The sequence below is a fragment of the Pseudoalteromonas sp. 20-MNA-CIBAN-0454 genome (assembly GCF_040308685.1).
GTDB classification, from domain to species: domain Bacteria; phylum Pseudomonadota; class Gammaproteobacteria; order Enterobacterales; family Alteromonadaceae; genus Pseudoalteromonas; species Pseudoalteromonas nigrifaciens.
This window is the reverse complement of sequence record NZ_JBEOOB010000040.1, coordinates 19,059-32,107: the sequence shown is the minus strand read 5'-3', so window position 1 is coordinate 32,107 and position 13,049 is coordinate 19,059. Positions and strand designations below refer to the sequence as shown.

At 40.5% G+C, this 13,049-nt stretch carries 13 protein-coding genes and 3 tRNA genes; 2 read left to right on the top strand and 14 right to left on the bottom strand.

Annotated features, from left to right (window positions below; translation table 11 throughout):
• Position 1 precedes the first annotated feature (1 nt).
• From AAEZ22_RS15985 to AAEZ22_RS15925, 13 genes are all read right to left on the bottom strand, one after another.
• Positions 2-77, bottom strand: a tRNA-Lys gene (locus tag AAEZ22_RS15985).
• A gap of 78 nt (positions 78-155) precedes the next feature.
• A tRNA-Lys gene (locus tag AAEZ22_RS15980) sits at positions 156-231 on the bottom strand.
• Positions 232-410: 179 nt separating this feature from the next.
• Positions 411-1,157 carry a tol-pal system protein YbgF gene (ybgF, locus tag AAEZ22_RS15975; RefSeq protein ID WP_011328541.1) on the bottom strand — a complete coding sequence of 249 codons (747 nt, stop codon included), beginning with the start codon at positions 1,155-1,157 and terminating at the stop codon, positions 411-413.
• A gap of 13 nt (positions 1,158-1,170) precedes the next feature.
• The gene (gene pal, locus AAEZ22_RS15970; RefSeq protein WP_011328542.1) at positions 1,171-1,713 is read right to left on the bottom strand and encodes a peptidoglycan-associated lipoprotein Pal; all 543 of its coding nucleotides are present in this window, start codon (positions 1,711-1,713) and stop codon (positions 1,171-1,173) included.
• Positions 1,714-1,748: 35 nt separating this feature from the next.
• A complete protein-coding gene (gene tolB, locus AAEZ22_RS15965; RefSeq protein ID WP_011328543.1) occupies positions 1,749-3,107 on the bottom strand; it encodes a Tol-Pal system beta propeller repeat protein TolB in 1,359 nt (452 codons plus the stop codon).
• Positions 3,108-3,116: 9 nt separating this feature from the next.
• Positions 3,117-4,022 carry a cell envelope integrity protein TolA gene (gene tolA / locus AAEZ22_RS15960; protein ID WP_011328544.1) on the bottom strand — a complete coding sequence of 302 codons (906 nt, stop codon included), beginning with the start codon at positions 4,020-4,022 and terminating at the stop codon, positions 3,117-3,119.
• Between the two features lie 4 nt (positions 4,023-4,026).
• A complete protein-coding gene (gene tolR / locus AAEZ22_RS15955; protein ID WP_041454479.1) occupies positions 4,027-4,458 on the bottom strand; it encodes a protein TolR in 432 nt (143 codons plus the stop codon).
• Positions 4,445-5,149, bottom strand: a complete 705-nt coding sequence (gene tolQ, locus AAEZ22_RS15950; RefSeq protein WP_041454480.1) for a protein TolQ — start codon at positions 5,147-5,149, stop codon at positions 4,445-4,447. The genes tolR and tolQ overlap by 14 nt, the downstream gene beginning before the upstream one ends.
• A gap of 1,061 nt (positions 5,150-6,210) precedes the next feature.
• On the bottom strand, positions 6,211-7,218 hold the full coding sequence (gene ruvB, locus AAEZ22_RS15945) for a Holliday junction branch migration DNA helicase RuvB (protein WP_011328547.1): 1,008 nt from the start codon (positions 7,216-7,218) through the stop codon (positions 6,211-6,213).
• Between the two features lie 7 nt (positions 7,219-7,225).
• Positions 7,226-7,843 (bottom strand): Holliday junction branch migration protein RuvA, encoded by a 618-nt coding sequence (gene ruvA, locus AAEZ22_RS15940; protein ID WP_011328548.1) that lies wholly within the window; start codon positions 7,841-7,843, stop codon positions 7,226-7,228.
• Between the two features lie 2 nt (positions 7,844-7,845).
• Positions 7,846-8,370, bottom strand: coding sequence for a crossover junction endodeoxyribonuclease RuvC (gene ruvC, locus AAEZ22_RS15935; protein WP_011328549.1), 525 nt, complete (start codon positions 8,368-8,370; stop codon positions 7,846-7,848).
• A gap of 129 nt (positions 8,371-8,499) precedes the next feature.
• Complete coding sequence (locus AAEZ22_RS15930) at positions 8,500-11,001, bottom strand: ABC transporter permease (RefSeq protein ID WP_182683345.1); 2,502 nt, start codon at positions 10,999-11,001, stop codon at positions 8,500-8,502.
• Positions 10,991-11,704 carry an ABC transporter ATP-binding protein gene (locus AAEZ22_RS15925; RefSeq protein WP_011328551.1) on the bottom strand — a complete coding sequence of 238 codons (714 nt, stop codon included), beginning with the start codon at positions 11,702-11,704 and terminating at the stop codon, positions 10,991-10,993. Before AAEZ22_RS15925 ends, AAEZ22_RS15930 begins: the two co-directional genes overlap by 11 nt.
• Between AAEZ22_RS15925 and AAEZ22_RS15920 the strand changes: the two genes are divergently transcribed.
• Both AAEZ22_RS15920 and AAEZ22_RS15915 read left to right on the top strand, forming a co-directional pair.
• On the top strand, positions 11,705-12,328 hold the full coding sequence (locus AAEZ22_RS15920) for an arylesterase (protein WP_011328552.1): 624 nt from the start codon (positions 11,705-11,707) through the stop codon (positions 12,326-12,328).
• 124 nt (positions 12,329-12,452) lie between these two features.
• A tRNA-Pro gene (locus AAEZ22_RS15915) sits at positions 12,453-12,529 on the top strand.
• A 162-nt stretch (positions 12,530-12,691) separates the two neighbouring features.
• Here the strand turns inward: AAEZ22_RS15915 and AAEZ22_RS15910 are convergent.
• Positions 12,692-12,952, bottom strand: coding sequence for a hypothetical protein (locus AAEZ22_RS15910; protein ID WP_352297990.1), 261 nt, complete (start codon positions 12,950-12,952; stop codon positions 12,692-12,694).
• Between the last annotated feature and the right edge of the window lie 97 nt (positions 12,953-13,049).

Genomic DNA, 13,049 nt, shown 5'->3' with positions numbered 1-13,049 from the left:
ATGGTGGGGCATGATGGATTTGAACCATCGACCAATTGATTAAAAGTCAACTGCTCTACCAACTGAGCTAATGCCCCGCTCTGGGTGCTTAATTTAATAATTAATTAAGCTTACGTAAATCCGCCGATAATAGACCATTATTACTATAAATATAATGGTGGGTCATGATGGATTTGAACCATCGACCAATTGATTAAAAGTCAACTGCTCTACCAACTGAGCTAATGACCCGCTCTATTTTTGTCGCATTTCGAGTGGGGTAACCATTCGTTTGCTGCGGGCGCTTATAATACTTATTTATAAAATGAGTGCAACCGAAATTGTCTCTTTTTTTAAGTTTTTATGCTTAGCTGAACAATTTTAGACCGCTTATGACAAAAAGCAGCCTAATCAAGTCTCTTGTATTAATTTTATAAGCGCTTTGTGGCCAATTTTGCAGCAGTGGTACTTGGATACTGATTAATTAAATCGTTCAGTATTTTTTGCGCTTCGGCTGCTAAATTTTGCTCTTGTAGCAAAGTACCTAACTTTAACATGGCATCTGGGCGCTTATTTGAATTTGGAAATTCATTAACCACCACTTTAAAATGCTCCGTTGCTTTAGCTGGGTTATTTTTTATCGTGAGCAGCTGCCCAAGCCAATAATGTGCATTTGATGCATACACAGAATTTGGGTAGGTAGTTAAAAAAGTTTGAAACTCTGGGATCGCCTGATCATAGCGTTTATCTTTCATTATTAACGCAACAGCACGCTCGTATGCTTCGTTTTCAGATAAATCGGCACTGTATGTCTGAGTATCGCTTGCTTGCGTGTGATCAACTCCAGGCGCTGTGGCAGCCGGTTGACTATAAGCTTGGCTTACGCGGTTTTCAATTTCTTGATAAAGCTCGCGCTGACGCTGCAGCACTTTTTCTAGCTTATAACTTTGCTCTTCGGTTACACCACGAATTTGGCTTACTTCATCTTGCAATAAATTAAGCTGTTGCTGTAACTCAACTTGTAAAAAGTTACGTTGTTGCATCATATTCTCTAACGACGCTAAACGCTTTTCAATACTCGATTGTGAACTTGCAGCTTCTGAAACAGGAGCGGGAGCAGCCATTAACTGGGTGCTCCCGCTCAATATCATGGCTGCCAAAATAATTTTCGGCTTCATAATATCTCTTATCTTAGTAAACTAGTACCGCACGGCGGTTTTTAGCGAAAGCTGATTCAGTGCGAGATTTAACCATAGGTTTCTCTTCACCGTAGCTTACCACTGACATTTGGCTTGCAGAAACACCTAAGCTTTGTAGGTATTTTTCAACTGCTTGGCCACGGTGCTCACCTAGTGCTATATTGTACTCTGGCGTACCGCGCTCATCTGCGTGGCCTTCAATAAGTACTTTAACAGATGAGTTTTGAACTAAAAACTCAGCGTGTGCGCGTAATAAATCAGCGTACTTGCCTTCAACTGTCGCTTTATCAAAATCAAAGTAAATTACTTGCTCTTGACGAAGTGCTTCGTATTTTTGACGAAGTTGCTCTTCTGCACGTTGCTCTGGCGAAATTGTCGCTACTTCAACTGTGTCAGTATTTGTTGATTGCTCAACCATACCTTGATTTGATTGGTTAGCTGCGCCTTCATCTATATCTGAAGATGAGCTACAAGCTGCTAAAGCCATTACTGGCACAGCAATTAGCAGGCCTTTAAGTATTTTATTAAGTTGCATTGAGTAGATTCCTATTTTGAGTAAACCAGCAATTATTACTGTAAATATGGCGACCAAGCTGGCGCCTTTACTTGTCCGTCTAGCACAGGTAACCGTGCTTTAAAGCGACCGTCCATCGATACCAGCGCAAGTACCTGTTTATTATTATGAAGCGTGCTATATATAATCATCGAGCCATTTGGCGCTATACTCGGTGATTCATCAAGGCGAGTTCGTGTTAATACTTGAAACGCACCTGTAGCCAGCTCTTTTTTAGCAAGATGGTACTGCCCGTTGGTACGGTTAACCATCACTAATTCTTTGCCATCGGGTGTTATTGAACCTGCTAGGTTCATATCACCGTCAAAGCTTAATCTTTGTGTTCTGCCAGTTTTTAAATTTAACTTATAAATCTGGGCATTACCACCCCTTTCAGATGTAAATACAATATCTTGGCCATTAGGATGCCACGATGGCTCTGTATCTATACTGCGATGACGAGTAAGACGCGTTTCTTTGCGTGTTACTAAGTCTAGTAAATAAACTTCGGTTGCACCGGTTTTATCTTTTGAAAGTACTAATAGTAACTTTTTACCATCGGGCGAAAACTGCGGTGCACCGTTAATACCAGGATAACTAGTAACCAATTCACGTTTACCTGAGTATAGGTCTTGAATGTAAATTTGGCTCTGACGATTTTCAAACGTTACATAGGCTAACTTAGTGCCATCGGGCGACCATGCTGGCGACATTAACGGCTCTTTAGAGCGCAGTAATACTTGCTCATTAAAACCATCGTAATCAGAAACTACCAGTTGATAAGGTCTGTCGTCATTATCACGTACTATAACATAGGCTATTTTAGTTAAAAATGCGCCTTTTTCACCGGTTAACTTTTCGTAAATCACATCACTTATACGGTGTGAATAACGACGAAAGCCGGTGTCGCTAATAATACTTTCACGTGCTTCTAAAATATGGTCTTGGTTTTTAATTAATTTACCGTTAGTCATCATTTGCGTTTGACCACCGGTAATTTGCCCACGAATAACATCAACCAGTTCATAACGCACCAAGTAGCGGCCATTGGATTGCTGCTCAACTTCGCCAACTAATATCGCCTCTACTCCTTTGTTTACCCAAGAAGCATAGTTAATATCGCTATCTTTACTTGGCTGTTGCGGCATTTGTGCTACATCTACAGGCTTAAATTTACCACTGCGCATTAAATCTGCAGCAATAACTTCGCTGATTTTTTGTGGAATAGGGCCAATACCTTGATACTTAAATGGCACAATAGCAATTGGTCGTGCGCCATCTATACCCTCTGTTATTACAATTTCCAGAGCTGCATTTGCAACGCCCTGAAAACCCAATAATAAAATTAAACAGGCTACTTTTACTTTGTTGAACATATCATTCCTTTAAAATTCTGGCTTGATTGTTAAATTTATATTCTTAAGTTGGTCGAATACGTCTTTATCTTTTGATACCGGTAATGTGTCGGCCATACGCACCGCTCTTAATGCAGCTTCACACACTAATCTATCGCCGCCTAATGAAGTCACTTGCGTTACTAAGCCATTAAAGCCTAAACGAATGTTAACTCGGCACTGCTGATTTTTCATTTTTTCGTCAATAAGTAAGTTTTGCTGTATACGCGCCATTATTAAGGCACGGTACTTATCTACTTCACTCACTACTTGTTGTTGGCGTATTTTACTGCGGGCAGCCTGCTCTTTAGCAAGTTGCTCTTGTAACATTTGCTCTTGCATTGCTTGCTCACGCTTACGTTCGGCTTCTGCTTCGCGTTTTTTGCGTTCAGCTTGTGCTTTTTTAAGCGCATCTTCCTCAGCTTTGCGTTTATCAGCGGCAGCCTTTGCAGCGTTTTCAGACTCTTGCTTTTGCTTTTCGGCTTGCTTAGCTTTAGCACGTTCTTGCTGCTCTATGGCACGTGCTTTTTTAGCTTGTGCTTGCGCCTCTGCCGTTTCTTTCTCTTTGGCTTTACGCTGTTGCTCTAACTTTTTAATTTGTCGTGCTTCTGATTCTCGCTCTTTGCGCGCATTACTAGCTCTGCGCTCTAAATCGCGAATACGTTTGTCTTCAGCTCGCTTTTGATCGTCTTCTTTTTTTCTAAGTTGCGCAATTTTTTGCTCAACCTGTTTTTGATCAACCGTTACCGCAGACACCGCTTTATCTACATCGGGAATAGCCGAATTAAGTGTAACTTCCATTACCTTAGGCGCTGGCGGATGAATATTTGCGGTGGCATACAAAAACCCACCTAATGCCACATGTAAAAGTACTGATTTAATTAATGGTGTTTGCATAAGGCTACTTCGTCCCCTCAAAGGATTCTGTCATTAACCCTACCGATGGCACGCCTGCTCTTTTTAAAAAGTCCATTAATAGTAATACTTCTTGATATGACACTTTGCCCGAGCCTTTTATCATTACAGGTACATCTGGATTTTTCATCAGCTGTAACTTAATTACGGCAGCTACATCTAGCGCTTCCATTGGCTCTTCAGGGTCGGTGCCTACGCTTACATAGTATCGGCCATCAGCATCTATAGAGGCAATAATAGGTGGCGTATCTTTAGTATCAACTAAGTCTGACTCTTCCATTTTTGGTAAGTCAACTTTAACACCGTGAGTAATGAGAGGTGCTGTAGCCATAAATATAATTAGTAGTACCAACATTACATCAATGTAAGGCACTACATTAATTTCTGCGACCGGACGGCGCTTTTTACGCTGATACATTCGCTTGGGCCTCTATTTGAGTAGCTGCTTGACGGTGTAGGATATTAGCAAACTCTTCCATAAAGTTAATGTAATGCGTTTCTAATTTTTCAACTTTATTAGCAAAACGGTTATAAGCAATAACAGCTGGAATAGCTGCAAATAAGCCCATTGCAGTAGCAATCAACGCTTCAGCAATACCTGGTGCTACCATTTGTAGCGTAGCTTGCTTAACTTCGCCCAGTGCAATAAAGGCATTCATTATGCCCCATACTGTACCAAACAAGCCTATATATGGACTAATTGAGCCCACGGTTGCTAAAAATGACAAACTTGATTCTAACTTTTCTACCTCACGTGAAAGCGCCACGCGCATGGAGCGATGTGTGCCTTCCATAACAATGCCAGCACTTTGAAATGTATTTTTTTTATGACGTGCAAACTCTTTAAAGCCAGCGGTAAATAATGCTTCTATACCTTTTGATTGCCCACTACGTGATGAAATTTCGCTATACAGCTTACTTAAATCAATTCCAGACCAAAACTTTTGTTCGAACTTTTTGGCATTGCTTAAAGCGTCTGAGATTGCTTTTTTACGCTGAAAAATAATAGCCCACGACATTACCGACATCGCTACTAACGCTAGCATCACTAGTTGCACAAGCAAACTTGCTTCTAGAATTAGATCTAAAAAATTAAGCCCTGATCCCACGTTAAACTCCTAAAAAATTAAAAACACATCAAATTGATTTATTTGGATAATATGACCTTACACCAGAACTACAAAGGGTAAGCGTCTAAAATTGTAGCTAGTGTATATAGTGTATTTCCCGCTTACAACGATCTTGCTATGAATAGACAACAAAAAACGTTAAAAAATTCTTTTATTTTTATTAAACCGTAAAATAACCCGTTTATTATAATTGCGTAATTAATATTAGTGTTTATTAATGCGCTATTATAAAGGTAACACTCAGTTAAATTAGCTGTTTATTCAAAATATAAGCATAAGCACGCAAAACAACCTAAGGTTTACTTTAACGTAATAGTAAAACTAATACCGAAATTTACTGTAAAATACAATATAAGCAAATAATTTCATAAAGTTATAATGTTAACGATTAATTAACGTGCAATAATTGAACATTCATAAAAAGCATTCAGATTAGTTTTTTTTATCTGAAATTATAAATTTTCTAGTTTGAACAAAAAACAACTCTTCGGTATTATTACCTCATACCGAACTAACGCATTAAATGAACGTTTTCATTGCACCCAGTTCTTCGTAATATGACATTTCATCGTATTACATTGTTTTACTTTTTTAGGATAAAACCTAAGTAAGTAAAATAGAGTTCCCAAGATTACTTCCTTCAACTTGTTGTTTGCCCGCATTATTTGCGGGCTTTTTTTTGCCCATAAATAATCTTCATAACATTAATACCTAGGTATTAAGTTAACATCACAACTTTAGCGTTTATAACAATTGCATAAAGCCTAAGCTAGTGCGCCACAGCAAGCCACCTATTAGTTAACACCAGCAATATAACGCAGGCACAATAACCTTGATTGACTTAACGCATCGTGAATTATTGCTAAATTTAAGTACGCATACCAACCACATTAAAACTCACCAAGTATAGCGCCAATAACGTGCCTATAGAATGAATATAACGGCAGCGCAAAGCAACATAAAACACGGCTAAGCATAAACTAAAAAGCCATTGCAATTAATTAATCGCAATGGCTTTTTAAATTGGGTAAAGCTTTTTATTAGTCTTGCTTTGGTAGTAAACCAAAGTGATGATATGCGTTGTCTGACACTATTCGTCCACGGGGTGTACGCTGAATAAAGCCCTGTTGAATTAAAAAGGGTTCTATTACATCTTCAATAGTCTCTTTTTCCTCGCCAATAGCTGCAGCTATATTGTCGAGCCCAACTGGGCCGCCCATAAATTTTTCTATAATGGCGAGTAAGTACTTACGATCCATATAATCAAAACCGCTTTTATCTACATCTATCATATTAAGTGCCAGCTCTGCCACTTCGGCGTTTACCGTACCGTCTGACTTTACTTGGGTGTAGTCACGCACTCGGCGTAGTAATCTATTGGCAATACGGGGGGTACCGCGTGAGCGTTTAGCAATTTCAACTGCACCCTCGTCGCACATTTCTAAATCAAGAAAATGCGCCGATCGCCCTACTATGTACGATAAGTCTTCTACTGAATAAAACTCTAAGCGCTGCACAATACCAAAGCGGTCACGCAGTGGCGAGGTTAACGAACCCGCGCGAGTCGTTGCGCCAATAAGCGTAAACGAGGGTAAATCTAATTTTATCGAGCGTGCTGCTGGGCCTTCACCTATCATAATATCAAGTTGGTAGTCTTCCATTGCTGGGTAGAGTATTTCTTCAACTTGTGGGCTTAACCTGTGTATTTCATCAATAAATAATACATCACCTTCTTCAAGGTTGGTTAGCAATGCGGCTAAATCACCGGCTTTTTCGAGCACTGGCCCTGAGGTTGCCTTTATATTTACCTGCAGCTCGTTGGCAACAATATTAGCTAATGTAGTTTTACCCAAACCTGGTGGGCCAAAAATAAGCAGGTGATCGAGTGCTTCGCCTCGGCTACGGGCCGCTTCAATAAAAATTTCCATTTGCTGTTTAACATGCGGTTGACCACGGTAATCGGCGAGTAATTTTGGCCTAATTGCACGGTCTATAGAGTCTTCGTTGGGTTTTTCAGTCGCGTCAATTAAGCGATCAGCTTCGATCATAGGTTACTCACAGCATTGATTTTAAAGATTCTTTAATAAGAACCTCAGTAGACATATCGGGTTTACTTACTGATTTTACTGCTTTTTGCGCTTGTGGCAATTTATAACCTAGCGACACCAAAGCCGACACAGCATCATCGGCGGCATTATTAGCAATTGTTGCGTCGCTAAACGGCTCAATAACCGCACTGTCGCTGAAAGGGGTGAATAAATCGTTGCCCCAATTTTTTAATCTGTCTTTCATTTCGAGTACTAGCCGCTCGGCGGTTTTTTTACCTACCCCGGGTAATTTCACTAAGCTTGTGGAGTCTTCGTTATTTACACAGCTTACAAATTGCTGCGCCGACATACCCGACAAAATAGCTAAACCTAGCTTTGGCCCTACGCCATTGGCCTTTAATAACTCTCTAAATAAGGCACGCTCTACTTTGTTGTTAAAGCCAAACAATAGTTGTGCATCTTCGCGTACTACAAAATGAGTATAAACAATGGCACTTTCGCCAACTTTAGGTAAGTCATAAAAGCAGGTCATTGGCATTTGCACTTCGTAGCCAACACCACTTACCTCTAATAATATTTCGGGAGGTTGTTTTTCTACTAAAATACCATTTAAGCGACCAATCATAGTTATTTCCTTAAACGTCCTCTAACGGTTTTGCTTGCGCTACCCGCTAGTTTTATTAAATTTTGTTCTGAGTGCGCATGGCAAATAGCAATAGCCAGTGCATCGGCGGCATCAGCTTGTGGCGTACCAGGTAGTTTTAAAATGTTTTTAACCATATGCTGTACTTGAGTTTTATCGGCGCCACCATTGCCTACTACGGCTTGTTTTATTTGCCTTGCTGAGTATTCAAATACTGGTAAGTCGGCCATTGCAGCGCCTACAATAGCAGCACCACGTGCTTGGCCTAGCTTTAAGGCTGAGTCGGGATTGTGCGCCATAAACACTTTTTCTATCGCGAAGGTTTCTGGCGAAAACTGCTCTATAAGCTGGGTAATGCCTTGGTAAATCATTTTAAGTCTTATATGAAACTCATGATCCGCTAATTTAATGCAACCACTGCCTAAATAAGTGAATTTAGACCCCTGATGCGCTACAACACCGTAGCCAGTTAAGCGTGAGCCTGGATCAATCCCTAAAATTATGGCCAAAAAGCACTCTCATTATTGTTATTCGTTAATTAGGCTAATAATGCCAGAGCACTGTATAAATTACCAGTAACAATAAAACAAAAACGCCCACTTAAGTGGGCGTTTTCCTTTTGCTTAAATATTGGCAACTTAACCTAACGCACGCACCAGCCCTTGGGTGTTTTGCTTAAGTGTGCGAGCAATCATAAAATAGCCTAACCCCGCTACAAACACTCCACCTGCCACCGGTCCTATTATCCAAATATGTGGATGTAATTTACCCGCCAGATCAAATAACTGCTGCTGTACAACTAATAGTGCAATATCACTAAAAAAAGCGGCAACTAAGCCGGCCAAACCACCAAGCAATAAAAACTCATATAAAGTAGCGTTTTTAATAAGCCGGCTTTTTGCACCAAGTGTGCGCAGTATTACAATTTCTTGCATGCGCTCGCCTAAGCTTGCTTGCACTTGCGATATTAATACCAGTGCACCACACAACACCACAATAGTAAGTACAAAGCCAATTGCAAGTGACACTTGCTCTATGGTTGATTGTATTTGTTTAACAAAGTTACCTACATCTATGGCGGTAACCGTTGGATAGCTGCGCAGCAATTGGCTAAAGTCGCGTTTTTGATCAGGCTCAATACGTACCGACGAAATATACGTTGCCGGAAAGTCTTTGAGCACATCAGGGCTTAAAATAATAAAAAAGTTTGGCTTAAGGGTGGCCCAGTTTACTTTACGCACACTGGTAATTTTAGCGTCAAACGACTGCGCACCAATTAAAAACGTTAACGTGTCGCCAAGTTTAACATCTAAACGCTCAAGCATAGACTCCTCAATAGATGCCTCTGCTAATGTGTTTTCATTAAACCACTGCCCTTGCACTATTTCGTTTTGCGCTGGCGGCGTTTCAAGCCAGGTTAAATTTAGCTCGCGACCAATACCAGCGCGTGCCTCTTCATCTTTTTTCTCGTTGTCTTGCAATGATACTTCTCGCGCTACCAGCTCGCCATTTACCGCATTTACCCGGCCACGAATGGTGGGATAAAACTCCGATACCTGAATGTTTTTTTGCGCCAAATAAGTATTAATTGGCTCAAGTTCGTTTTGGGTAATATTGACTAAAAATGCATTGGGAGCATCGTCTGGTAACTGCGACTGCCAATCGGCTATCATGTCGTTTTTAAGTACCACTAAAAATAGTAATAGCTTAATAGCGAGGGAAAAGCTGATCAGCTGGACTGCATTCACATTTGCACGCTTTTGAATTGACGCAATTGCCAGCGACCAACTATTACCCGGCTTTAAGCCCAATTTACGGCCACCACCAAATATAACTTTAGACACCAAAAACAACACGCCAATTAAAGTAAGGGTTGAGGCAAACAAAATCAGAGTAATTTTTATATTATTGCTAAATAGCCACATGAGTAAAAACACGGTAAACGCACTCATAGCTAAGTGCACCCGGCTAACCGCTAGTTTATCGCCTAAGTTACGACGCAGCACTCGCAATGGCGGAATATCAAATAAATCAAATAACGGCTTGATAGAAAACATCACAGCACAAATTACACCTGTACTAATTGCCACTAACCACGGCTTAAAACCCGCCATTGGCAACGTTGTACCCATGCTTTTTGCTAAATAATGTGTCGCAATTTCTTGTAAACCATAGCCAATTAATAAACCCACTGTTACCGCCATTAAACACACCATTAATAAATGTGTAAGGTAAATTTTGCGGATCATTGCCCGGCTACCACCTAAGGTTTTCATCATAGCAACTGGGTCGTATTGGCGTTCACAATAACGCTTTGCAGACACCGCAATTGCCACTGCGGCTAAAATAATGCCCAGCAAACCTGCTAGCAACAAAAAGCTTTCTGCACGGTTTAAACTATTAGATATTGGCGATTGGCGATCTTTTACGCCATACCATTGCTGGTTTTCTTTTAACTGCGGTTTTAGCCAATCGTAAAAACTATTTATATCGCTTTCATCGCCGGCATAAAGCTGACGATAAAACACTCGGCTACCCGGTTGTATTACTTCTGTTTTTTCCACGTCGTTAATGTTTATAAGCACCCTGCGGCTACTCGAAAACACATTAAAAGGCGCGTCGGGCTCTTCTACAATTACTTTTTCAACGTTAAATAATGCAGCACCTAGCTCTACTACATCGCCTATATCTATATTTAAACTATAAAATACCGACTCGCTAAGCCACACATTGCCAAGTGTTGGTCCGCCGTTAGCAACTTCGGTTTCTCCATTTAGGCTCGATTTAACCTTAAGTTGCCCCTTTAACGGGTAACCACTTGAAGCCGCTTTTACCGAACTAAATTGCATTTCGTCGTTGGCAAATAACATGGTGTCGAAGTAAAGCATTTGTGCGGTTTTTAAATTTTGTTGCTCTGCTTTAGCTATATAAGAAGTGTCGATTACGTGATTACTGCCAAGCACTCGGTCGGCGGCAATAAAGGCGCTACTTTTTTGCGCAATGCTCTGTGCAATACGCTCGGTAACCATAGATAAAGTAAGCACGGTAAGTACCGCAAGCGCTATAGCCGCACTTATCACCGTAAGCTCACCACGGCGAAACTCCCGCGAAAATAACTTAAGCGCTAACTTAGCCCACATTTGCTATTTCCTCTGCTGAGTTTTCTACTAATCGGCCACCTTCAATTTGAATAATATGCTGACATTTTTGTGCAAGTGCCTCGTCATGCGTTACTAAAATAAGCGTAGTACCGTGCTGCGAATTTAGATCAAATAATAACGACTCAATCATTTTACCGTTTTTACTGTCTAGGTTTGCCGAAGGCTCATCGGCAAACAGTATTTTTGGTGTGCCAATAAATGCCCGCGCAATTGCAACGCGTTGCTGCTCACCACCAGAGAGTTGCGACGGATAATGGTCGATGCGATGACCCAAACCTACCTTTTCTAGCAAAATAAGTGCTTGCTGTTTAGCGTCGCGCTCCCCTGCAAGTTCAGCGGGTAGCATTACGTTTTCAAGCGCTGTTAAACTTTGTACTAACATAAACGACTGAAATACAAAGCCTACTTTTGCGGCGCGCAGCCCAGCACGCGCTTCTTCATCGAGATTATGTAGCGGCTCGCCATCTAAAAATATTTCACCGCCACTCGCCGTATCAAGCCCAGCTAACAAACTAAGTAACGTAGATTTACCAGAACCAGAAGTGCCCACTACCGCAACAGATTCGCCATGCTTGACATTAAAGCTGATGTCGCTGAGGATGGGCAACTCACCTTCAAAGGTAGATACCACTTTAGACAAACCATTTACTTGAATTATATTTAATTGAGAAAGCGCTGACATATGACTCATTCAATCCTACGTTTTGTATTCATTTTATTTTTAGTTATCAAGCCACTAAGTGCAGCAGCTAATAACACCATTTTAATACTTGGTGACAGTTTAAGCGCAGCCTACGGACTTAAACAAGAACAAGGCTGGGTACAATTGTTACAAGATAAATACGATGCTGAGCAAAGTAATATCAAACTTATTAATGCCAGTATCAGTGGCGAAACAACCGGTGGCGCACTGCGCCGTGTAGATGCTTTGCTAGCGCAGTATCAACCAACTCATGTACTTATTGAGCTGGGCGCAAACGACGGTTTACGTGGTTTTCCGGTGAGTAAGCTACAAGCTAACTTAACCGAATTAATCAAAAAAAGCCAAGCAGCCAATGCCACCAGCGCTTTAATGGAAATTTATATTCCACCTAATTACGGGCCACGTTACAGCAAAATGTTTACCGATAGTTTTACACAAGTAAGTAAAAATACAAACGCTTACCTTATGGACTTTTTTGTACTTAAAGTTGCTGGGCAAAACGACTTAATGCAAAACGATAACTTGCACCCTAACAAAACTGCGCAACCAATACTACGAGACGAAATGTATAACACGATCAAACTTTGGTTAAATAAAGACTAGCGCCATGCTTAACTACTTTTAATTGCGCAAGGAAACTATTTTCAGCCTGCTTGCGCAAAAAACACTCAAACAAACAAATGCTTATTGATTTTTAAAAAAATACACGTACTATTGCAACCTCAGTCGGTATGTGGCGCAGCTTGGTAGCGCACTGTCATGGGGTGGCAGGGGTCGAGAGTTCGAATCTCTCCATACCGACCATTTAAATCAATACCTTACCTCTAATTATAAGACTTCCGTTTTAGCCTAACGCATTGCGTGTAGCCACTCTACTCTTTTTTATAGTCGGGAATTAAAATTCAACTCTTTAATTGCTTGCGCGTACTGGTTGCGAATCCCCCTTCTACGGTGTAGGAAAATACCCTATAAAAATTTAGCTAGCTTGCTGTATTGTTCTAGGCTATTTCTAAGCCCCCATACACCCGAAAACCCGTTTCTTTGTAAATATCTAAATAAGCTTTTACGCGTCCATGCATTACCCCAACTAGTTTTTAAGTTTATGTTATTTAAATGATTAACTAAATACTGGTAGCTAGGGTTTTTATATTTATGCGATTCATTAAGCTTTAATACCAGCGCTTTAAATACTAGTTTATCGTTATCAATTCTATGCTGTGTATTCATATATCCTCCTTAGAAGGTCATATTATACCCTTCCTTTTATTACAATCATTTCGGGCGATTCAGTTAGGCATAAAATTGTGTTCAATAAGAAGGCTAT